General features: G+C 65.1%; 20 protein-coding genes and 1 tRNA gene. 6 read left to right on the plus strand and 15 right to left on the minus strand.

All coding sequences use genetic code 11. The features are described from left to right. The first annotated feature begins 141 nt into the window (after positions 1 to 141). Entirely contained in the window at positions 142 to 855 is a 714-nt protein-coding gene (locus R2770_14020) for a hypothetical protein (protein MEZ5281572.1), read from the plus strand. Next, on the plus strand, positions 852 to 1,925 hold the full coding sequence (locus R2770_14025; GenBank protein MEZ5281573.1) for a phosphotransferase: 1,074 nt from the start codon (positions 852 to 854) through the stop codon (positions 1,923 to 1,925). The genes R2770_14020 and R2770_14025 overlap by 4 nt, the downstream gene beginning before the upstream one ends. 37 nt (positions 1,926 to 1,962) lie before the next feature. Here the strand turns inward: R2770_14025 and R2770_14030 are convergent. The 4 genes from R2770_14030 to R2770_14045 all read right to left on the minus strand — a co-directional run bounded on the left by R2770_14030 (position 1,963) and on the right by R2770_14045 (position 3,598). Continuing rightward, a tRNA-Gly gene (locus tag R2770_14030) sits at positions 1,963 to 2,039 on the minus strand. Positions 2,040 to 2,088: 49 nt separating this feature from the next. After that, on the minus strand, positions 2,089 to 2,316 hold the full coding sequence (locus R2770_14035; GenBank protein MEZ5281574.1) for a hypothetical protein: 228 nt from the start codon (positions 2,314 to 2,316) through the stop codon (positions 2,089 to 2,091). An 18-nt stretch (positions 2,317 to 2,334) separates the two neighbouring features. Next, the gene (locus R2770_14040) at positions 2,335 to 2,769 is read right to left on the minus strand and encodes a hypothetical protein (GenBank protein MEZ5281575.1); all 435 of its coding nucleotides are present in this window, start codon (positions 2,767 to 2,769) and stop codon (positions 2,335 to 2,337) included. Between the two features lie 52 nt (positions 2,770 to 2,821). Further along, entirely contained in the window at positions 2,822 to 3,598 is a 777-nt protein-coding gene (locus R2770_14045; protein MEZ5281576.1) for a DNA-formamidopyrimidine glycosylase family protein, read from the minus strand. Between the two features lie 20 nt (positions 3,599 to 3,618). Between R2770_14045 and R2770_14050 the strand changes: the two genes are divergently transcribed. Both R2770_14050 and R2770_14055 read left to right on the plus strand, forming a co-directional pair. Continuing rightward, positions 3,619 to 4,548 (plus strand): aldo/keto reductase, encoded by a 930-nt coding sequence (locus tag R2770_14050; GenBank protein ID MEZ5281577.1) that lies wholly within the window; start codon positions 3,619 to 3,621, stop codon positions 4,546 to 4,548. Between the two features lie 225 nt (positions 4,549 to 4,773). Further along, positions 4,774 to 4,980 carry a hypothetical protein gene (locus tag R2770_14055; GenBank protein MEZ5281578.1) on the plus strand — a complete coding sequence of 69 codons (207 nt, stop codon included), beginning with the start codon at positions 4,774 to 4,776 and terminating at the stop codon, positions 4,978 to 4,980. Between the two features lie 23 nt (positions 4,981 to 5,003). On the opposite strand, the gene R2770_14060 is transcribed toward R2770_14055, so the two are convergent. The 3 genes from R2770_14060 to R2770_14070 form a co-directional block, all read right to left on the minus strand. Next, positions 5,004 to 6,110, minus strand: coding sequence for a homoserine O-acetyltransferase (locus R2770_14060; protein MEZ5281579.1), 1,107 nt, complete (start codon positions 6,108 to 6,110; stop codon positions 5,004 to 5,006). Positions 6,111 to 6,295: 185 nt separating this feature from the next. After that, on the minus strand, positions 6,296 to 7,942 hold the full coding sequence (locus tag R2770_14065; GenBank protein ID MEZ5281580.1) for an N-6 DNA methylase: 1,647 nt from the start codon (positions 7,940 to 7,942) through the stop codon (positions 6,296 to 6,298). A gap of 1 nt (position 7,943) precedes the next feature. Continuing rightward, positions 7,944 to 9,128, minus strand: a complete 1,185-nt coding sequence (locus R2770_14070; protein ID MEZ5281581.1) for a DEAD/DEAH box helicase — start codon at positions 9,126 to 9,128, stop codon at positions 7,944 to 7,946. Positions 9,129 to 9,309: 181 nt separating this feature from the next. On the opposite strand from R2770_14070, the gene R2770_14075 reads away from it, so the two are divergent. Then, positions 9,310 to 11,628: a VCBS repeat-containing protein gene (locus R2770_14075; GenBank protein MEZ5281582.1), complete on the plus strand. Its 2,319-nt coding sequence runs from the start codon at positions 9,310 to 9,312 to the stop codon at positions 11,626 to 11,628. 281 nt (positions 11,629 to 11,909) lie between these two features. On the opposite strand, the gene dapE is transcribed toward R2770_14075, so the two are convergent. After that, positions 11,910 to 12,965 (minus strand): succinyl-diaminopimelate desuccinylase, encoded by a 1,056-nt coding sequence (dapE, locus tag R2770_14080; protein ID MEZ5281583.1) that lies wholly within the window; start codon positions 12,963 to 12,965, stop codon positions 11,910 to 11,912. Between the two features lie 23 nt (positions 12,966 to 12,988). On the opposite strand from dapE, the gene R2770_14085 reads away from it, so the two are divergent. After that, positions 12,989 to 14,089 carry a hypothetical protein gene (locus R2770_14085; protein ID MEZ5281584.1) on the plus strand — a complete coding sequence of 367 codons (1,101 nt, stop codon included), beginning with the start codon at positions 12,989 to 12,991 and terminating at the stop codon, positions 14,087 to 14,089. On the opposite strand, the gene R2770_14090 is transcribed toward R2770_14085, so the two are convergent. From R2770_14090 to R2770_14120, 7 genes are all read right to left on the minus strand, one after another. Further along, on the minus strand, positions 14,086 to 15,204 hold the full coding sequence (locus tag R2770_14090; protein MEZ5281585.1) for an aminotransferase class I/II-fold pyridoxal phosphate-dependent enzyme: 1,119 nt from the start codon (positions 15,202 to 15,204) through the stop codon (positions 14,086 to 14,088). The two genes, R2770_14085 and R2770_14090, sit on opposite strands and share 4 nt — an antisense overlap. Beyond that, positions 15,201 to 16,580 (minus strand): GTPase HflX, encoded by a 1,380-nt coding sequence (gene hflX / locus R2770_14095; GenBank protein ID MEZ5281586.1) that lies wholly within the window; start codon positions 16,578 to 16,580, stop codon positions 15,201 to 15,203. The genes R2770_14090 and hflX overlap by 4 nt, the downstream gene beginning before the upstream one ends. Continuing rightward, positions 16,577 to 17,431 carry a diaminopimelate epimerase gene (gene dapF / locus R2770_14100; GenBank protein ID MEZ5281587.1) on the minus strand — a complete coding sequence of 285 codons (855 nt, stop codon included), beginning with the start codon at positions 17,429 to 17,431 and terminating at the stop codon, positions 16,577 to 16,579. The genes hflX and dapF overlap by 4 nt, the downstream gene beginning before the upstream one ends. A gap of 28 nt (positions 17,432 to 17,459) precedes the next feature. Continuing rightward, entirely contained in the window at positions 17,460 to 18,359 is a 900-nt protein-coding gene (miaA, locus tag R2770_14105; GenBank protein MEZ5281588.1) for a tRNA (adenosine(37)-N6)-dimethylallyltransferase MiaA, read from the minus strand. A 29-nt stretch (positions 18,360 to 18,388) separates the two neighbouring features. Further along, positions 18,389 to 19,834 (minus strand): tRNA (N6-isopentenyl adenosine(37)-C2)-methylthiotransferase MiaB, encoded by a 1,446-nt coding sequence (gene miaB, locus R2770_14110; protein ID MEZ5281589.1) that lies wholly within the window; start codon positions 19,832 to 19,834, stop codon positions 18,389 to 18,391. Positions 19,835 to 19,990: 156 nt separating this feature from the next. After that, a complete protein-coding gene (gene recA / locus R2770_14115) occupies positions 19,991 to 21,034 on the minus strand; it encodes a recombinase RecA (GenBank protein MEZ5281590.1) in 1,044 nt (347 codons plus the stop codon). 331 nt (positions 21,035 to 21,365) lie between these two features. Continuing rightward, complete coding sequence (locus R2770_14120) at positions 21,366 to 22,256, minus strand: TIGR03560 family F420-dependent LLM class oxidoreductase (protein ID MEZ5281591.1); 891 nt, start codon at positions 22,254 to 22,256, stop codon at positions 21,366 to 21,368. Between the last annotated feature and the right edge of the window lie 30 nt (positions 22,257 to 22,286).

Below are 22,286 nucleotides of genomic sequence, written 5' to 3' on the forward strand. Positions count from 1 at the left end.
GGACCGGTGTCGGATTCCGCCGTGGAGTGACGCCGCAAGGGGAACGTCACTCCACGGCGGAATGGGTCTCCCGTCTTCGTCCCGCCGCAGCGATGCAGGTAGTTTCGGCTGGTCTGCGCACGCTTCGAGATTGGCGACAACATGACCGACCCAGATCCGTCGACCGACGAGCCAGACGAGGTTCAAACGCCGCTCGAAACGCTCAACAGCATGGCGGCCCTCGAGGTCGAGATCGCCCCGGGCCAGCGGCACGTCGAGATCTACACCGAGAAGGGTCTGCTGTCGTTCTTCCGCCATGGACCAACCGACGCAACCGACGTCGTGTTGATGTGTGGTGGCGCACTGGGTGGGGTTCTCGGACCCGCCGACGGGCTGTTCTTCTCACTGGCTGAGCATTTCGCCCAGTTGGGCATCGGCACCGTGCGGGTCGGATACCGCAAGCCCAACGACCTGGGCCGATGTGTTCACGACGTGGCTGCCGCCGCCGACCTCAGCCTGCGGTCGGGCGCCGAACGCTTCGTGACCGTCGGGCACAGCTTCGGCGGAGCGGTGGCGCTGAACGCAGGCGTCGCCTTCGGCCCACACTGCGCTGGCGTAGTCACCCTGGCGACCCAATCGGCTGGTTGCGAGACAGCCGACCAGCTGATCGCACCGCTGCTGTTGTTGCACGGAGATGCCGACCAGCTGCTTCCGTTCATGGCCAGCGAGATGGTCGCCATGCTGGCGGGCAAAGGCGAGCTCGTACCGCTGCACGGAGCGGGCCACCTATTGACCGAAGCAGCTGAGGAACTGCGCGCCCGATTGTCGGAGTGGATACCGGCCAGGTTCGCCGACCACAGTGGCCCGGACGCGTGACGCCCGGGGTTCCCACCACACTGGCCCAAGTCGACGCCGTCTGGTTGTCAGAGGTCTTTGGCCTGCCCATCGAGTCGGTCGACGTCACCCAACTTGCGGTCGGCTCGGCATTTCTGGGCACTGTCGGCCGGCTTCAGATGAGTGCGCCGCATTCGCCAAACGTGCCGGCGACGGCGATAGTCAAGCTCCCCGCAACTGACCCGGCAGCCCTGGCCGTGGGCAAGCTGCTGAAGGTGTGGCATCGCGAGGCCATGTTCTACGAACAGTTGGCCCCACGACTGCCTTCCACCATCTCGGTGCCGCGGTCCTACCGCACCATCATCGAACCATCGAGTCATCGGGCCGCTGTGCTGATCGAGGACATGGCGCCTGCTGCAGCCGGCGACCAGGTGAAGGGGGCCAGCCCGGAGGCCGCCAGAGCGGCCGTGGCGGCGCTGGCCGGGTTGCATGCACCATGGTGGGGAATGCCGCGCACTGCCCACCTCGAGTGGGTGCCAGGGATAGACAGACCCAATACCGGTGCCGGGTTGCAGGGCGCCATGGAAGCCAGCTTCGAACGGTTCGCCGCCCGGTTCGCGTACCTGCTCGAAGCAGAAACCATCGAGTGGACACGGCGGTTTGTGCCACAGGTGCGCGACTACCTGGCGTCGATGGCCCGGCGACCCTTGACCATCGCCCACGCCGATTTCCGTCTCGAGAACATGCTGTTCGCTCCGGGCGATGATTCGAAGGTGACCATCGTCGACTGGCAGACCGCCATGTACACGGGCGGCGCCACCGACCTGAGCTTCTTTTGCACTACCAGCCTGGACATCACCACTCGCCGCGCCATGGAAGATGAGCTGTGTGACCTGTACATCGACACCCTGCTGCAGCTGGGAGTCGAGCCATCCCAGACGGCTCACGTTCGCGACGACTACCGAAGCTCGATGTTGTGGTGGATGGCGATGCTGGCCAACAACCTCGCCGACATGGCTACCCCCGACCGGCGCAGCGTCGACCTGTTCGAGGCAATGCTGACAAGGCTGCACACAGCAGCGTTGGACCACGAACTCGGCGACCTGGTCTGAAAACGCAGAAGCCCCGCCCGAAGGCGGGGCTTTGCACTGGAGCGGATGACCGGGTTCGAACCGGCGACCTCAACCTTGGCAAGGTTGCGCTCTAGCCAGCTGAGCTACATCCGCAGCGAGGAAAGATCATAGCAGGATGTGCCGCGCGTACAACGCCTTCGGATCAATCTTCGGCCTTGGGTCGAAGATCGACGCGGAAGGTCAAAATGCCGTCTTCGAGCTGCCACGTGGCATCGCCGATGATGGCGAAGTCCATGAAGTCTTCCTGTTGAGCCCGGAGGAATGCCTTGCGCTCATCTCCACCAACGGGTGGCAGGTTTCGGCGCCTGGCAGCATCGGCCCGCGCCCGGAACCTGGCGATCATCGCATCTACGTCGAGAGATTCAGCCATGTAACAAAACCTAGAGGCTCAGTTGCCCGAATCGGCCAGCTTGTCGCCCAGAACCGGCCGCGCCTTGAGCGAGTCTCGCAGCGAGGGTGCAGCCTGCGGGGGCCGTGTGCGGGGCTCGGCCTCAACGTGGGGGGCACCCGCCACCTCGCCCGCCGTGGGGCTCGGCCGACGCTCGAGCCTGGGCTCGGCCGACCAGTCGGGCATGGGCAGATAGCCACGCCGCGCCGGTGGGGTTGTGGCCTTCCAGTAGAAGTAGGTCAGCACACCGAGCAGCACTGCCAGCACACCCATGGCGATGGCCAGGATGCGCATGGGCCTGGTGCCGTCGTCGACCTCGGTCTGGGCCTGAGCCAACAGCGCCAGCGCACCAACAGGCGAGACGGCAACGAACACCGACACCAGGGCGATAGCTGCGGTGGCCAGCAGCAGCTTTATCGCCCGACTCCGATGCACACGTGCGACTGTACTCGTGCCAGACCTATCCATGACGGGCGCGATGTCTAGATCAGCGCTGATGCTGAGGGCACCAGTAGGTGGTGCGCCCACCCACCTGGGCACGTGTGAGTGGTGCACCATCTCGGGGACACACACCGCCCTCGACGCGATGGTCTTGCAGGTCTCCCAGATGCGAGCCACCCCGGCGGGTCAGCACTCCAACGGTCTCGCGGATGGCTCGCGCCAGCGCAGCTTTTTCGGCGCTGGTCAAGGTGGCGACCGGGCGTGTTGGGTCTAGGCCGACGCGCCACAGGGTCTCGTCGCAGATCAGGTTGCCGATTCCGGCAATGCGGCTCTGATCGAGCAGCACGGCCTTGAGGCTTCTTCGTCCCGTCAGCACCGCCTCGATTTGGCGCTTCGAGACGGTTGCTGCATCTGGTCCCAACGCCGATTCGTCTGGCGCAAGCTCGACCCCACCGAGACGGCGCGGATCGATGATCGACAGCTCCGAGCCGTCGTCGAACCCGATCCCAAACCTCGCGAATCTCTCGCTGGAGCTGACCGTTGAGTAGAGAAGGCGCTCTATCGGCTGGCTGCCGTCGACCACGATGCGGCCGGTCATCCCGAACCGCAGGCCCAGGGTGGTGTCGCCGATGTCGACCATGAGCAGCTTTCCCAGGCGCCGACTGGCTCTCACCGAGGCCCCGACCAGCGCTTCGTCGAGGGCTGCCGGGGTCACGCCGCCCTTCAAGAACCAGCTATCGGGGGTGCGAACGGCCTCGACACGCCGCCCCACGACGGGTTCGACCGACCGGCGGTAGATCTCGACCTCGACCAACTCGGGCACGACGTGCGACGCTACACGACATGAAACATCGCAAGCTCGGCAACATCGACGTGTCGGTCATAGGTCTCGGGTGCAACAACTTCGGCATGCGCCTCGACGAAGCCGACACCGCCAAGGTCGTTCACGCCGCGCTCGACGCCGGGGTCAACTTCTTCGATACGGCCGACGTGTACGGCAACGGCCTGTCCGAGGAGTATCTGGGCAAGGCGCTGAAGGGCCAGCGCGACGACGTCGTGATCGCCACCAAGTTCGGTGCCTACGACGTTCCCGAGACCCTCACGGGCGGACACCCAGAATGGATCAAGAAGGCGGTCGACAACAGCCTTCGCCGACTGGGCGCCGACTGGATCGACCTCTATCAACACCACTTCCCCGATGCCAAGGTGCCCGTGGCAGACACCCTCGGCGCACTGAACGATCTGGTGGTTGCCGGCAAGGTCCGCCACATCGGGTGCTCGAACTACGGTGCAGACCTGTTGGGCGAGTCAAACGAGGTCTCCAACGATCGCGGCTTTGCGAGGTTTGCGAGTGTCCAGAATCGGTTCTCGGTGCTGCACAGCGAGCCCCTGCCCGATGTCATCCCCGCGTGTGAGGAGTTGGGCTTGGCTTTCCTTCCCTACTTCCCCCTGGAGAGCGGGCTGCTGACGGGCAAGGTCACTCCCCAAGGCCCACCGGAGGGTTCGCGGCTTGCCGCGATGCCAGAAGAACGCAAGGAGATGTTCCTGGCCGACTGGCAACTCGACCGCACCCGGGTGCTCACGTCATACGCATCCAACCACGGCCGTTCGATCCTCGAGTTGGCGTTCGGGTACCTGCTGGCACACGCACCGGTGTCGTCGGTGATCGCCGGTGCAACACGCGTCGACCAGATAGTGGCCAACGCGGCCGCCGACGGCTGGGAGATGACCCCAGACGAACTGGGCGAGATCTCAGAAATCGTCAAAGTGTGATCTTTTTCGCAGAATCTCGCGACCAGACGGTCGCTCTGTGCGTCACTGCCATCGGTTATGACGGCAAATTTCCATATCCCCACCAACCTCGAGATCCCGTCCAAAGGAAGGGTCATCCTCGAGTGCATCGAATGCGGTGAGCCGATCAGTTGGCCGGTGGCACCCGAGAGGGTCAAGAGAGGCGAATCGCCCCTGTCGGCGCCGGCACCCGGAACAATGCGACTCATGACCGACCCCAGCCTCGCCAGCGTGTTCGTTACCTCGCTGGCAAGCGCCAGGGTCGATACCGAGCCTCGGGTCAAGATGCCGCGAACATGCCCCAATGGCCACTTCGTGGCTCGGGTCAGGACCGAACCACACGAGCTACCACACCAGGTCGAATACCCGGCCAGCCGGGTCGTCGCCCGAACATTCGAGGACCGCAACGGCTGAGGGGGCCGCCGCTGTCGGCGGTGTCAGCCGTCGGATGCGATCTTGTCCAGGAACGCCTGCAATTGCGGCTCGACCTGATCGCCGTGGGTCAAGAAGCCGTCGTGGCCCGTGTCGGCCTCGATCATCACGTGCGTTGCCCACTGACCGGCCGCCTCGAAGCCCTCGACCAGCTCCCGTTGCTGGTACTCGGGGTACAGGAAGTCGGTGGACACCGACGCCGTGAACAACGGGCACTTGACGCGTGACAGCGCCGCCGCAACACCGCCCCGCCCTCGTCCCAGGTCGTGCAGGTCCATCATCCTGTTCAACAGGATGTAGCTGTTGGCGTCGAAACGCCTGACGAACTTCGAGCCCTGATAGGCGAGATAGCGCTCGATGTCGAACATCGCACCGTGTTCGGCCGCCGGTCGACCGTGAGAGCTGAGCCGGCCGAACCGCGCATTGAACTCGAGGTCAGAGCGATAGTGGATCATCGCCAACACTCGGGCCGTGGCCAGGCCACGGTGGGGACCGTGCCCGGGGGCAGCGTCGTAGTAGTGGCCCGAATTCCAGCCACTGTCGGCCATCACCGCCATGCGGCCCGCCTGGCTCCAGGCGATCTGCTGTGCGCTCGCGGCAGCGGTGGTGGCGAGAGCCGCGACCGATCTGACCCGATCGGGGAACGTCACGGCCCACTCGAGCGCCTGCATGCCACCCATCGATCCGCCGACGACGCCAAGCCACGACTCGACACCGAGCTCTTCGGCCAGCTTGGCCTGGGCCCTCACCTGGTCGCGCACCGACACCTGCGGAAAGTCGGGGCCATAGCGCTTGGCGGTCGACGGATTGGTGGAGGCCGGCCCGCTCGACCCCTGGCAGCCACCGAGAACGTTTGCGCACACCACGAAATAGCGATTGGTGTCGATGGTCTTTCCGGGGCCCACTACACGTTCCCACCAGCCTTCGTCAGACAGGTGGTGATGAGGCTTGGGGTGTGAGGCAGCGTGGCTGTCACCCGTGAGGGCGTGACACACCAACACGGCGTTAGAAGCGGTGTCGTCGAGCGTGCCCCAGGTCTCGTAAGCCAGAACGGGTGCCTGAAGGGTTTCGCCCGACTCGAGAACGAAGTCGCGGCCGCGCGTGAACTGCATGAAGACACGATCTTCGGGATCGTCACCCTCGAACCAGGCGCCCGACACGGGCGGCGGATTCGTCGGGTCTTCTTCTGAGAACACTTGGTCTGGGCTCGCTTTCGTGACTTGCGGACGAGCAGGTGTGCTCGCCAGGTCCAGAGTTGCCTGGTCGGGTTCGATTGTCGACCGGATTGACCGGCGCTTCAAGCCAACCGTTTGCCGGCCCGCCCCATCCACCAGCCGACGATGGGGTCGCTGCTGTCGATCCCGTAGGCGTCGCACATCGCCTCGGCCACCACGGTCAGGGGCTCGCCATCGCACATGGCCTGGGCCGCTTCATCCCAGGCGTCGAGGTCGGCGGGTAGCGCCAGGTCGGCCACAAGCCTGGCGCTGAGGCGCATGGCAGTGGGCGACAGGGCGTTGCCGGAGCTGCGCCGCATCGCCTCGACCGTGGCGTGAGGCGACGCAAGCACAGCAGCCAGTCGCCAGAGGTCTTCGTGGGCCCGGGGCAGCACATGGATCGTGGGCGTCGATCCGACCCAACGACCCTCGGTGTCAACCACCACCTCGATGACGCTGGTCTGGTTGGCGACTATCAGTTTGGGAGACAGCCGAACAGCAGCGTCACTGCGTGCTTCGAGCCACCCACGATCCACCACCGGCCTGTCGAATGACGTGCCCGCCAGCTTGACGGGCTTGTGCCCCCACAAGATGCGCGCCGGGTCGATGGCCCCACTGGTCAACACTCCGACCTCGTCGGGGTCTAGGTGCTGGCCCTGCGCCTCTCGCACAGCTCGGGCCAGTTCGTAGAACCAATCGCGAAAGTCGGCGCTGACCACGGCCAGATCGCCCAGCACGCCACTGGTCTTGCGGCCGGCCGGCAACCGCGGCACCTCCATGGCATCGGCCCCCAATTGACTCCAGCCATCGAACGTGACGCGCTGGCTGACCTCGACCCCGTCACCACGCGCAAGCACGACGTCACCGGCATGGCCCGGTTCTCTGACCACGAACGGCGCCCATACCCGCACCGCGGCATCGAACATCGGTCGGTCGTCGAACCACGCCGCGGCCAAACGACCAGCGGTTTCGAGGTGTTGGCGCACAGGGGCCGCATCTCGGGCGCTGAGGAACGACCTCGGCATCACCAGAGCGGCCACTCCCCCATCGGCCAGCAGGTCGACGCTGCGTTTCAAAACGATCGCCGATGCGTCCGCATAGCCGATGCGCCCTACGCCGGCGCGCTGGGTGGCGTTTCGTGCAGTACGCCGGCGCAACTGCGACAAGAACGGCGGATTGCCGACCACCAGGTCGGCAGCTCGGACTTCGTCGAGCATCCCCGAGTGCACCACATCGCCCATCCGCAGACTCGGCTGCGTCCATCGACCTCCACTGGTGGCGCACCAGTTGGCGACCTCGACCGCCGCACAGAACAATGCAACCGGATCGAGGTCGAAGCCGCTCAGCCGGCCAACTGCGTCGTCTGGGTTCGCACCTCGTGCGACCAGCGCCGAGGCCGCGGACAACAAAAAGACCCCCGACCCGCAGGTGGGGTCCAGCAGCGACTCGGGTTCGGCTCCGAACAGGTCGAGGGCCAGGTCGACGATGCCACTAGCCAACGAGGGCGGGGTGTACCAGGCGCCCAAAGCGGTTCGGTCACCACCGGACGGGCCGATCTGAGCGGGCTGGGACTGAGCCGGCCCGCGCTGGGCCGCAATGTCCACGACGTCGGCGTTCAACCCGAAAGCGACGGCTACTTGGTACAGATCTGTGACGTCAACGCCCAAGGCCAAGGCCCCGGCCACCGACGAGCCAATGCGTGATGGCGCGTCGAACTCGGGCTGGGTCACATCAGGTTCCGGCGGTGCTGGACTCCGCCTCGGAATCGAGCGCAACCCACGCCGGCAGATCTAGAAGACGCTCGTCGTTGCTGAAGACCTCGTGCATCGGCAGCGACATGCCCAGCCGCCTCTGAAGCTGCCTGACGTTGAGTTCCTCGTCCCACAACACCAAGGTCACCGCGGTGCCACTCTCGCCGGCCCTGGCGGTACGGCCCGAACGGTGGAGGTAGGTCTTGTGATCGTCCGGCGGGTCGTAGTGGATGACCACGTCGACATCGTCGACGTGGATCCCGCGGGCTGCGACGTCGGTTGCGACCAGCGCCTTGATCTTGCCCTGGGTGAAGCGCGACAGGGCAGACTCGCGCTGCTTTTGCCGCAGGTCACCGTGGATCGCGGCAACCTCGACGCCTTCGTTACGAAGATCTCGTTCGAGGCGGTCGGCGCCCCGCTTGGTGCGGGTGAACAAGATGGCCCTGCTGGCACCACGAATTATGGACGCAGCGACCTTGGGCTTGTCCATGTGGTGGACGGTCAAATACAGGTGCCCCATCTGGTCGACGGTGACTTCCTTCGAGTCGACCTCGTGCTTGACCGGGTCCGACAGGTGGCGCTGGATGACGGTGTCTACTACACCGTCGAGTGTGGCCGAGAACAACATCGTCTGGTGTTCGGTGGTGATTCGCCGCAGAATCCATTCGACCTGCGGCAAGAACCCCATGTCGGCCATGCGGTCGGCCTCGTCGACCACCACCTTCTCGATGCACGTGACATCGATGGCACCTCGGTCGATGAGGTCGATCAGACGGCCGGGTGTGGCCACCACGATCTCGATGCCCTCGGCGATGGTCTCGATCTGGCGGTCGATGTTGGTGCCGCCATAAACCGAGATCGTGCGCAGATCCCTGACCTCGGCCATGGGCTGAACGACCTCGAAGATCTGATTTGCCAACTCGCGCGTTGGTGTCAGCATCAGTGCGGTTGGCAGGCCTCGTTCGTGGCGCTGGACGAGTTGCACCACGGGCAGGCTGAACGCAAGGGTCTTGCCCGAGCCGGTCTTGGCCTTTCCGCACACGTCTCGGCCCAACAAACCATCCGCGATGGTCAGGATCTGGATGGGAAATGGTGCGTCGATACCCTGCGCGGCAAGGAACTCGACCAGGTCTTCGGCGACGCCGAGCTCCTGGAAGGTTGTCACGTGTTGTCAGCTTTCGAGGCCGCCTGGAGGTGCTCGGACCCACCAAGACGATGGTTTCGATCTCGACCGAGCTGCGAGGATCGGGGCGGCCGCGTCCGACCTCGCTTCGCCCCATCGTAACCTGAGATGATTCGCTGGCGGGCGACTCCAGTTCGAGGACCAACATTCCGACAAGTTCACCATGAGAGCTCTGACCCGCACACTGCTCTGCGCGACCCTGGCCGCAGCGACCCTCGCAACCTCGCCGACCGAGGCCTCCGCGGCGTCGAACCTGGACCAGTTGTGGCGAATCACCACCAGCGCCGCCAACGATTCGTCGGCCCCGACGGTCGGCGATGTCGACGGCGACGGATACGACGAGATCGTCTTCGGCACCCTCGACGGGATGGTTCACGTCTACAACGGCGACGGCTCGCTGGTGTGGTCGAAGCCCGCAAAGATCGCTGGCCAGTCGGCGGCATCTTCGGTGGGCAGCGCTCCCGTGGTCGCCGATTTGGACAAGGACGGCGATGTCGAGATCGTGGTCGGCGTGGGCACGCTGAAGGTCGCCAACCAGCAGGGCGGCGTCGTCGTTTTGGATCACAACGGCAACCGGGTGTGGAGCCACCAGGGCTTCGACACGTTCAACATGTGGACCGACGGCGGTGCCGACGGCTTCACCGAGGGTGTGTACTCCAGCCCGGCGCTGGGCGATGTCGACGGCGACGGCTATCTCGACATCGTGTTCGGCGGCTGGGATCACCGCATCTGGGCCCTCGACCGCAACGGCTCGCCCGTTTCCGGGTTCCCGTTCGTTCACTACGACACCACATGGGGTTCGCCGTCGCTGTACGACATCGATGGCGACGGACGCGTTGAGATCTACATCGGCGGCGACGCCAGCATCGGCCTGAACTTCACCCACCAGGGCGGCCGGTTCAGGGTGCTCGACTGGAACCAGGGTGTGGTCAGCGAACGCTTCCCCGCCATAGAGCGCTCCGACATCTTCCAGTCATCGGCGGTCATGGGCGATATCGACAACGACGGGCGCACCGACGTCGTGGTGGGCGGCAGCGTTCAGTTCTACGAACCCAACGCAGCCAGGCAGGTCTGGGCGTTCCACGCGGACGACGGCACCCTGCTGCCTGGTTTCCCCGTTCAGCTCAGCCACCGGGTCTTCTCGACACCCGCTCTGGGCGATGTCGACGGCGACGGCAAGACCGAGATCGTCGTGACCACCATCAACGAGCCGACCTCCAGCGGATCGATCGTGGTCATCGAACGCGATGGCACCATCAAGTATCAAAAGGACGCCCTCGAAGGCGACTTTCCTGGCGCGATCGTCAACTACATGGCCAGCCCGATCATCGTCGACGCCGACGGCGACTCCGACATGGACATCGTCGCAACATCGAACATCTTCACATTCGTGGTCGAGGGTTCGACGGGCAAGCGCCTGGCCGGAGGCCGTCTCAACCAGGACGAACTGTTCGCCGGAGCTGGTTCACCCCTCGCCGGCAACTTCGGGCCCGACGGCTGGCAGCTGATCGTGCCCACCAACGAACGCACGGGCAGCGGTGTCTACCCAGCCGGCCACCGGGCGGTGCTGACCGCTTACCGTCTGCCCAGTCAGCCATCTGGCACGTGGCCGATGTGGCGTGGCAACCCGATGCACACCGCGGCCCCGTCGGGTACCGACAACGCGGCGCCCACCACCTGCCGGCCCAATCTGAACCCGCCCCAGAACCCCCGATCGGACTCGGCCACCGGTTATTGGATCTTGCATCGCGATGGGTCTGTCGACGCGGTGGGGGTCGACTTCTGGGGCGATCTGAAGAGCCGCAACGTGACACTGCCGACAGGCGTTACAGCGGTCGCGTTGACCAACACACACTCGGGCAACGGCTACTGGATTCTCGACTCGGCAGGCGTCGTCTATGCCTTCGGCGATGCCGTTGATCACGGGTCGATGGCCGGTTTCACGCTCGATGCTCCGATCATCTCGATGACCGCGCTGCCTACGGGCAATGGCTACTGGCTGCTGGGCGAGGACGGCGGAGTGTTCACCTTCGGAGCAGCGAAGTTCCACGGCTCTACCGGTGGAATGGACCTGAAGGCCCCCGTCATCTCGATGGCCCCCACCGCCAGCGGTAACGGCTATTGGTTGCTTGCCAGCGACGGCGGCGTGTTCACATTCGGCGATGCCGAGTTCCACGGCTCCACTGGCGCCATGGTCTTGGACGCTCCGGTGATATCCATGGCTGTTCACCCAGACGGCTCGGGCTACTGGCTGCTGGGCGGAGACGGCGGCGTGTTCAGCTTTGCCGTGCCGTTCTGGGGTTCGGTACCCGGGCTGGGTCTGTGCACCTCATCGCCTGCCATCGAACTGCGGCCGACGGGCACCGGCAACGGCTACTTTGCGCTGGCCGACAACGGCGAGGTTATTGCCTTCGGTGACGCCTTGGGCAGGGGCCGGGCGAAGGTGGGCGGCAGCCCGATAGACATCGCAGTGCGCCCCTGAACTGGGCGGGAACGTACGATGCCGCCGAGCCCAGTCCCGCAACTGGCCCCGGCGGCATCGCCGCGTGAGCTTTCCCCTCGCGACACGGCCCTGTCGGCGGCCTGAGCGCAATTGCGCCGGAGGGACAGCGGCTGCCGTTGGGTCGAGTACGTGACATATGACATCACATGTGAGGGTAAAAGTTTCAATCAGGCGACGAAAATGTTGCAGATTTTCGGGAATTTCCTGTTGAGAGCCCACAAATCGGCTGTGATGCGATTGTCATATCTCCCAAATACGGGCTAATCGACCCCGCGTTGGAGAAGATCGGCCAGGGCCGAGTGCACGCTTTCGATCTCCGAGCGCTCGACGAACTCGTCCTTTGTGTGTGCGATGGTCGGGTCGCCGGCACCGAAGTTGATGGCAGGAATGCCGTGTTGGGCGAATCGGGCCACGTCGGTCCAGCCCAGCTTCGCGTTCACCTGCAGATCGTTTCGCCGGATCAGGGCCGCGATCAATGGATGCTCGACCGATGGCGGCGCCGCCTGCGACGAATCGGTCACCTCGAAGTGGTCGCACTCGCCTACCACCGAGCGCAGATGCTCGATCGCCTCCTGCAGACTGCGGTCTGGGGCAAACCGGTGGTTGATGGTGACGGTGGCGGAATCGGGCACCACGTTGCCCGCCACACCACCCTCGACGAACACCGCCTGAACGGCCTCTCGGTAGGTGCAACCCTCGATGACCGGCGAGCGACCCTCGTATGCCTCGAGGCGCGACAGGAGGTCGCCCAGCCTGTGAATCGCGTTGCGTCCCATCCAGGGTCTGGCCGTATGGGCCCTGGCTCCGGTGAACGTGACCCTGGCTCGAAGCGTGCCCTGGCATCCGGCTTCCACAGCGGCGCAAGTGGGTTCACCCAAGATGGCCGCATCGCAGGCCAACAGTTCGGGGCACTCGTCGAACATCTTGCGCAATCCGTTGTGAACGGCAGCGATCTCCTCTGCCTCATAGAACACCCAGGTGACGTCGACCGCCGGCTGAGTCACCTCGATGGCGAGGTCGAGCATGACCGCAACAGTGCCCTTCATGTCGCAGGCACCCAGGCCGTACAGCCGGTCGCCTTCGATGTGCCCGGGAAGGTTGTCGTTGACCGGAACCGTGTCGAGGTGTCCGGCGATGAGCAGCCGCTGGGGTCGTCCAAGGGTGGTGCGGGCCACCACGTTGTTTCCGATCCGTTCCACCGACAGGTGTGGTGCCGAACCCAGAAGCTCGTGAACGTGGTCGGCCAGAGCGGTCTCGCCCAGACTCACCGACTCGATCGAGACGATCTGTGATGCCAACTGCAAGAGGTCTTTCACGGCTGGGAGACTAGCGTGAGGCAATGCGGGTCGAGCCGGGCAAACCGATCTACGACTCCCCCACATTCGAAGACGGCCATATCTCGCGCGGAGCCAACCGCGGCGTGGTCGCCCTGGTTGCCTGCCTGGTGTCCGTCATGCTCGGCGTCGCCGTTTTCGGAGGCGCAGGAGACGAAGAGACCGCCGCCGCCAGCACCACCGCGCCCACCACGTCGGGGGCAGACGACGACCCCAGCACACCAACTTCGGCAACCGTCGACGAGTCGTCAACCACCACCACAGCGCCAGACCGGCCTGCAGAGATCGACTCCGACTGGACGGTGCCGTCAACCGGGTGGTTCGTCGACGCTTCGAGCCGCCTGGTGCGAATCGACCTTGCCGACGGCAGCATCACACGCATCAGTCTTAACGGAACAGATGTCAACGACCTCGCCGTGGTCGCCGGGATGGTGCTGGTCCAAGGCAAGCCGTTCTCGTACCTGGTCGATCCGAACAGCTCTGCACTGACACCCGTGGTCGGCGAACCCATCGCCTGGGACGACCAAGCCGTTTGGACCGCATCAACTTCGGTCGACGGCGGCCTGAGATTCATCGCCCAGATACCGGGCGCCGAGCCTCAGATGCTTTCTGGCACCACCGGGTACGTCAACTCGGTGCACGCCGCCGAGGGCGCGCTGTACGCAGACGGCCCCAACGGTGTTTGGCGTTTCGACAGCAGCGGAGTGGTCGAGGAAGTCGAGTCGCTGGTGGTGGCCGGCCGTGCGGGCACCACGGTTCGTTGGAACTGCTCGTTGAACGAATGCCTTCTGGTGGTCGACTTCGCCGACGGAACCTCGCAGACGCTTCCGGCCGGCTCGGAGGTCGACGAGTTGACCATTTCTTCCAGTGGTCGCTACCTGATCGGGGGCGGGCGCCCGGTCGGCTGGCTGATGCAGGCCGGTCAGACCCAAACCTCGGCGATCGACCAAGCCCGACCGCTCGTGTGGATGACGGGCCAAGACCTGCTGGTGTCGCTCGACCGAGACGAGCTGGTCTTCAGGTCGCCAGATCGCAGCGAGACCTATACCAGCAAGGTTCCTGCCGGGCTCAGAAGCGACCTGCTGCTGGTGTTGACCGACGGCTAGCCGGCGGCTTCGAGACGCGACGCAACACGCTCGATGGCCTCGTCGTCGCGCACCACAGCGAGGCGCACCCGATCTGAGCCAGCTTCGCCATAGAACTCGCCGGGGCTGACCAGAGCACCTGTGGTCTTGGCCAGATACTCGGTGAAACCCCACGCATCGCCGTCGGGCGCCGGTGCCCACAGGTAGAAGCCGCCCTCGGGCAGATCGACCTCTACACCTACTGCTGCCAGACCCTGCGCCAGCCGCTGCATGCGCGCCAGGTATCTGCCGCGCTGGATCTCGACGTGTTCGTCGTCGCCCAGCGCGACGATGCCAGCCGCCTGTGCGGGTCCCGGCACCATGAATCCGGCGTGCTTGCGAACTTCGGACAGGTAGTGCACCAGCTCGCTGTCGCCCGCGTAGAACCCGACGCGCACCCCGGCCAGGTTCGAGCGCTTGGACAACGAATGCACTGCGACCACGCCTTGCGAGCCGTGTTCCAGGATCGACCGTCGCGGACCGTTCCAGGTGAACTCGATGTAGCACTCGTCGGAGAACACCGGCACGCCGTGGGTTCGCCCCCAGCGGGCGGCGGCCTCGAGATCATCGACGTTTCCGGCCGGGTTGCCGGGCGTGTTGACCCACAACAACAGGGCCCGCTCGGCGTCTGCGGGGTCGATGCTGGACAGATCGATCCGCCAGTGCTCGTCCACCGCTACCGGCACCGCTCGGCATCCGCCCAGAATGGCGCCCATGGCATAGCTCGGATACGAGATCTCGGGATACAGAACGGTGTCGCGCTGCGGATTTCGAAGCCTCATGTAGTTGGGCAGGCCGGCCACGAACTCCTTGGTGCCGATGGCCGCAGCTATGTCGTCGGTGCTGACCGACAATCCGAGACGGCGGTCGAACCAGCCCGAGATGGCCTCGCGCAGGGCCAATGTGCCGATCGACGGTGGATAGCCGCGCTCGGCCCCCGAAGACGCCAGCGCCTGGACCACCGCCGGCGGAGGCGGGTCGCACGGTGTGCCGATGGACAGGTCGACGATGCCGCCCTCGTGGGCCTGAGCCAGAGGCTTCAGCTGGTCGAGCCGGTCGTAGGGGTAGGGAGGCGGAACGAACGGTTCGGCGGTCAAATCGGATCCTCGGCGTCGGTGATGTACTCGGCGAGGATGTTCTTGGAGACGTCGTCGAGGCGGGCCCGGATGCGGGTGCCGGTGTCGCCATGGGTCTCGACGATGACCTCACCCTCGCGGTGAACCGCCGCGATCATATCGCCGCGCTCGTACGGGATCTCCAGTTCGTAGACAGCCGACAGCGATCGGATGCGGTCGCCTATGGCAAGCAGCAGCTCCTGGATTCCGTGGCCCGAATGAGCCGACACCGCCAGAGATCCGCGGTGGTGGGCGAGCAATGCATCCAGATGACCGGGCTCGACGACTGCGTCGGCCTTGTTGAACACCACCAGTTCTGGAACCTCGCCGGCTCCGATCTCGCGCAGCACGTACCGGACAGCATCGATGTGTTCTTCAGCATCGGCGGCAGATCCGTCGACCACATGTACCAACAGGTCGGCTTCGGCGACCTCTTCGAGGGTCGACTTGAACGCCTCTACCAGCGAGGTAGGCAGCTTGCGGATGAAGCCGACCGTGTCGCTCAACAGGATGGTCTCGCCACCTGGCAGCTGCAGCCGTCGGGTCGTGGCGTCGAGTGTGGCGAACAAGCGGTCTTCGACCAGCACGCCGGCTCCGGTCAAGCGGTTGAGCAGGGTCGATTTGCCGGCGTTGGTGTATCCGACAATGGCCACGGTATGGAACCGTGACCGGCGGCGAGCCTTGCGCTGGTTGACCCGGGTGCGGCGAAGGCCTTCCAGGTCGCGCTCCAGCTTCTGGAGCCGGCGCTGGATTCGCCTGCGGTCTACCTCGAGCTGGGTTTCGCCCGGACCCCTCGTGCCGATGCCGCCGCCCTGCTGAGACAGGGCATTGCCCCGGCCGCGAAGGCGGGGCAGGCGGTACTTCAGCTGCGCGAGTTCAACCTGGGCCTTGCCTTCGAGCGTCGTGGCGTTCTGGGCGAAGATGTCGAGGATGACCGCGGTGCGGTCGAGCGCAGTGCGCTTGAGGATCTTCTCGAGGTTTGCCTGCTGGCCGGGCGACAGTTCGTCGTCGAACACGACCGTGTCGGCGTCGACCGCCTCGGAAACCTCCATCACCTCGCGAGCTTTTCCCTTGCCGATATAGGTGGCCGGGTCCGGTGTGTCGCGCCTCTGCACGACACGTTCGATGGTGTCAGCGCCCGCAGTGTCGACAAGGCGTTCGAGTTCGTCGAGATGCTGGTCGACCTCGATGTCGGTGCGGTCGGGCAAGTGCATGCCCACCAGCACGATCCGTTCACGGAAGCTGCGGTCGATGAGGCCCGTGGCCTCACCGGCGAACTCGCCGAAGCCGCCACGATGCGACTCGGTCTCGTCGGCGACAGCCGTCGGCGAACCGTTGGAGTCTGGACGTTCGGTCATCGGGACACCAGCAGCGAAGGATCGACGTCGATCGAAGCGACATAGTTGGCCGGCCCCGTCAACAAGACGTCGTCTCGGACCGAAACCTCGACCGCCCCGCCGGGCATCAGCACCGTGACATCGGCGGGCACCAGCCCCCAACGGTGGGCGGCAGTGGCCGCTGCACATGCTCCGGTGCCACACGCCATCGTGATGCCCGCACCTCGTTCCCACACACGCAACTCGAGGCCCTCGCCAACAGGGCGAATCCAGTGAACGTTCGCCCCTTCCGGGAACTGTGCCTCATAGGCAGGGCCGTCGACCGACAGGTCGACCACGCCGGGGTCTTCGACATGCAACACCAGGTGTGGATTTCCGATGTCGATGGTGGCCGCCGCCAAGGGCGGGGTCTTGTGAACCAGCGCTGCGGCGTCGATCTGGCCCGGCGTGGCGGGCCCCATCTCGACCGAAACTCTCGACTGGCCGGGCTGGTCGCCAACCGAATGAACTGCGCGGCGAGCGCCGCCCGCGGTGAGAACTACGAACTCGTCACCAGGGGCATGCCCGCTCATGACCACCGCCTGAACGAGGCAACGCATGCCGTTGCCGCTCATCTCGGCCGGGCTTCCGTCGCTGTTCAGAAGCTCCATAGCAAAGTCCGCATCGTCGTGGCCCGGGGTGACGCGAATGAGGCCGTCGGCTCCTACACCGGTTCGCCGGTCGCAGACCGAGCGGGCCATAGCAGCATCGATGGGGGTCGTCTCGTCCAAGTCGATGAGTACGAGAAAGTCGTTGCCGAGCCCGTGATGTTTGGTCAGATGCAAGTGGAACCTCTGTTGAACATTTGCCGCCTCGTGCGGATTGTCATCCATTGTCGCAAGTCGGCGGCCTCGCCCAAACTCATTTGTGGTCGAGGTGACGTTCGACCAGTTCCCAGGCCACCTCTTCCAGGGGTTCTGGGCTGCTCTGGTGTTCCAGCCACACGATCCGAGGATCTCGGCGAAACCATCGCTGCTGGCGCCTCGCGAACCTGCGGGTACGTCGTTTTGCGGTGTCGAGTGCCTCGTCCAGCGAGATGGCCCCTTCGAGGTGCTCGGCCAGCTCCTTGTAGCCCAACGCCTGCCTGGCTGTGTGGCTCATCACCTCAGACGAGTTCAACAGGCCCTCGACCTCTGCCAGCAGACCCTGCCGCATCTGCTGGTCGTAGCGAACGTCGATGCGCCGGTCGAGGACGTCTCGAGGTGCGTCGACGCCGAGGATCAGGTGGGGCACCGGCGGATAGTGGGTCATCCCGGGCCCAAACGAGCTGAACGGTCTGCCCGAACCCAGGCTCACTTCCAGAGCCCGCAGAACCCGGCGACGATTGTTCGGCTCCATGCGGGCCGCCGCCGTCGGATCGACCTGGCGGAGCCGATGATGCAGACCGACGGTGTCGGGTTCGTTCTCGAGGCGCGCCATCACCTCTGGATATCGAGGCGGCGGTTCGAGCCGGTCGACAACGGCCCTGATGTAGAGCCCGGTGCCTCCCGCCAACACGGCTTGCCTGCTTCGCTGATGCATATCGGCCATGGCGCTGTCGTGAGCCCGAGCGAAGTCGACGATGTCCATCGTCTCGTGTGGGTCGATCAGATCGATCAGATGGTGCTGCACCTGGGCTCGCTCGGCCGCCGTCGGTTTGGCGGTGCCGATGTCCATACCGCGGTAGACCTGCATCGAGTCGACCGACAAGATCTCCGCGTTGCCCAGGCGTCTGGCCAGAGCAAGGGCCAACCACGACTTGCCCACTGCCGTTGGGCCCACCACCACGATCGGCGGACCGGTCGTGGTGCTCAGAGCGCCACCACCGGAATGCGAGTGCGGTGGGTAGCCGGGGCAACCACCTCGACGAACTGGCCCTTGAGACTGTGGGCAAATGCGTCGGTGACCTCAACGTTGGCGTAGGTGCCGATTCGAAGCGGCTGAGGCGAGGCGAAGTGCACCAGCTTGTTCTGCCTGGTGCGCCCGGTGGTCATCGCCGGGTCGCGCTTGGAAGGGCCTTCGACCGCGACCTCCTCGACGCGACCAATGCGCGCCAGGTGTTTGGCCCGACCCGACCTCTCGATCACCAGGCGCAGTCGTTCGAAGCGCTCGCCGACCACAGCCGCGTCGACATAGCGGTCGACCATCTCGGCGGCCTCGGTGCCGGGGCGCGGGCTGAAGATGAACGTGTATGCGCTGTCGTATTCGGCTGCGGCGGCCACCTCGAGAGTGGCTTCGAAATCGGCGTCGGTCTCGCCCGGGAACCCGACGATGATGTCGGTGGTGACTGCCAGGTCGTCGACCGTGGCCCGCGCATGGGCCAGCTTCTCCAAATAGCGCTGGGCCGTGTAGCCGCGATGCATGGCAGAAAGCACGGCATCGCTACCCGACTGCAGAGGCAGGTGCAGGTGCTCGCACACGGTTGGCACCTCGGCCATGGCGGCGATGGTCTCGGGGCGAAGGTCCTTGGGGTGGGGCGAGGTGTAACGAACTCGACGAATGCCCTCGATTTCGCCGATCGAGCGAAGCAGATCGGCGAACAGTGGCCTGGCCCGACGATCGCCGTCGGCCCAACCGGCCCCGGTGGTGTGGCGAAGTAGATCGTCGACCTCGGCACTGCGGTTGGCCAGGGTGAGGTCGCGGCCATAGCTGTTGACGTTTTGGCCAAGCAGGGTGACTTCGGTGATGCCCTCGGCGGCCAAGGCGGCGACCTCGTCGACCAGCTCGCCGAAGCTGCGGCTGATCTCGGCTCCGCGAACCGCGGGGACGATACAAAAGGCGCAGTTGTTGTCGCAGCCGATCTGGATGGTGACCCAGGCCGCGTGTCCGGCGTCGCGCTGAACCGGCAACGCCGACGGGAACTCGTCGCTCTCTTCGATGATCTCGGTGATGGGGCCGCTGATCCGTGATTCGTTTAGCAGCTCTGCCGCCCGCCCCACGTTGTGGGTACCGAATACGACGTCGACGTGACCGGCCTTCTCCTGGATCAGGTCGCGGTCTTTTTGGGCCAGGCACCCACCTACAGCGATCTGCAGGTCGGGACGCTTGTCTTTCAGGCGCTTCAGGTGACCCAGATGGCCGTAGAGCTTGTTGTCGGCGTTCTCGCGGATGCAGCACGTGTTGAGCACGATGACGTCGGCGTCCTCGAGCTGGTCGGTCGACTCGAGGCCGTCCTGCTCGAGCAGGCCGGCTATGCGCTCGGAGTCGTGTTCGTTCATCTGGCACCCGAAGGTTCTGACGATGTACTTACGTGCCACGGGCAGCCAGGCTACTGAACTGAGGGCCCAGACGCGCTCGTGCCCACGGTCGTCTGGGGGACGAGTCCGTGGGCACATGCGCAGCGACCGGACCAGCCACAGCCGGTCGCCTGTTTTTCGCCGCCCGTGTTGGGAGTGACGGGCGGGCGATCTATGTCAGTCGGCGTTGGCCGACTCTGCCTCGACGGTCAGATCGACATCTTCGACGGGGCCCTTGACACCTACGCCGAGCAACGAACGCACCTTGTCGTCGATCTCGACGGCGATCTCGGGATTGTCGAGCAGGAAATTCTTGGAGTTCTCGCGGCCCTGACCGAGCTGCTCGCCCTCGTAGGTGTACCAAGCACCCGACTTCTTGACGATGCCCTGCTCGACACCAACGTCGAGCAGCGACCCCTCGCGACTGATGCCCTTGCCGTACATGATGTCGAACTCGGCCTGCTTGAAGGGCGGAGCCACCTTGTTCTTGACGATCTTGGTGCGGGTGCGACCACCGACGATGTCGCCACCGTCCTTGATGGCCTCGATGCGGCGGATGTCGATGCGAACCGACGAGTAGAACTTGAGCGCACGACCGCCCGGGGTGGTCTCGGGCGAACCGAACATGACGCCGATCTTCTCGCGCAGCTGGTTGATGAAGATGCAGATGGTCTTGGTCTTGTTCAGGTTGGCGGTGATCTTGCGCAGCGCCTGGGACATGAGTCGAGCCTGAAGGCCGACGTGGGTATCGCCCATCTCGCCCTCGATCTCGGCACGGGGGGTGAGGGCGGCCACGGAGTCGATGACGATGACGTCGATGGCGCCCGACCGGATGAGCATGTCGGTGATCTCGAGAGCCTGCTCGCCGGTGTCTGGCTGGGAGATGAGGAGTTCGTCGACGTCGACCCCGATGTTGCGGGCATAGGAGGGATCCATGGCGTGCTCGGCGTCGACATAGGCGCAGATGCCGCCGTTGCGCTGGGCTTCGGCAACCACGTGCATGGCCAGGGTCGACTTGCCCGAGGCCTCAGGACCGTAGATCTCGCAGACACGGCCGCGCGGCAGCCCTCCGATACCCAGGGCGATGTCGAGGGCCAGGCTGCCCGTCGAGACCGACTCGACGATCATGGATGGCTGTTCGCCCATCTTCATGACCGAGCCCTTGCCGAACTGACGCTCTATCTGCGCCAGGGCCATGTCCAAGGCCTTCTCTCGCTCCACGGTGTTCCTCCTCGTTGCCCCGTGTTCGCCGACGGCTTCGGACCGCCGGGATCTGACGAGATCCGACCCTACGGAGGGGGTGGGACAGTCGAGATCTTCGGGACCGATCGGGCGGCTGACGACTCGGATGGCCGGTCGGTCACATGCAAATGCCTGCAACAGAGTGTACCGGAGCAGCCTCTATGGAATGACAGCATTGTAACTCGAACAACTGTTCGTTTCAACGATAGCTGGAGATTCTCGACCGTGCGTCGCAGTGTTCAGTCGATGGGCAACGTCAGCTCGAGGCGGGCCCCTCCCATCGGGCTGTCGCCGATGGTCGCCGATCCCTTCAGCGCACGGCCGAGACGACCTCGTTCATGAACATGTCGAGCGTGTCCTTGCGCCTGTCGAGCGAGCCCAGCGTGAAGTCGGGTATGACCAGCTCGTCGACACCGACCTGAACGTAGCGGCCGACCGTGTCGACCATCTGCTCGACCGAACCCGAGATGGTCGGCCGCGACGCCAGGAAGTCGTTGCCTTCGGGGAGCTCGCCGGGTACCAGCAGCGCCACGGCCGATCGGGCGATCTCGCCGGGGTCGCGATCCACCTCGGCGCACCGGGCGTCGAGCACCTCCATCTTTGCGGCCAGCAGTTCTGGGGTTCCCCATACGTTCCATTCATCGGCGTAGCGGGCGGCCGTTCGCAGCGTGCGCTGTTCGCCGCCGCCACCGATGAGCAGCGGGATGTCGGGATTGGCTGGCTTGGGCTCCAGCGGTGCGTCGATGACCGTGTAGTAGGCGCCAGACAGCGAAGTCGTCTGGTTGCGAAGCAGCGAGCGAACGATCGCCGCCGCCTCTTCGAGGCGTTCGCTGCGAGTCTTGACCGTGCCGTATTCGAATCCGTACGCCAGGTGTTCGTTCTCCTGCCAGCCGGCACCCAGGCCCACGACCAGGCGCCCGCCGCTGATCTGGTCGACCGAGGCTGCGATCTTGGCCAGCAACGCAGGGTTGCGATAGGTGTTGCCACACACGAGCGGGCCCAGGCGCACCCTGGGTACGGCTGCGGCCAGCGCGGCCAGAACCGACCATGCCTCGTGCACGGGACCGTCGGGTGGGCCCGCCAGAGGCATGAAGTGGTCCGCTATCCACAAGCCGTCCCAGCCGGTGGCCTCGGCGTGAGAGCATGCGTCGAGGATCTCGGCCCATGGGTGAGAATTTCCGGTCCAGAAGCTGAAGCGCATGGCCCGACGATAGCCACACCGGACCAGCGC

Source organism: Acidimicrobiales bacterium (genome assembly GCA_041394185.1).
GTDB lineage: Bacteria > Actinomycetota > Acidimicrobiia > Acidimicrobiales > Poriferisodalaceae > JAAETH01.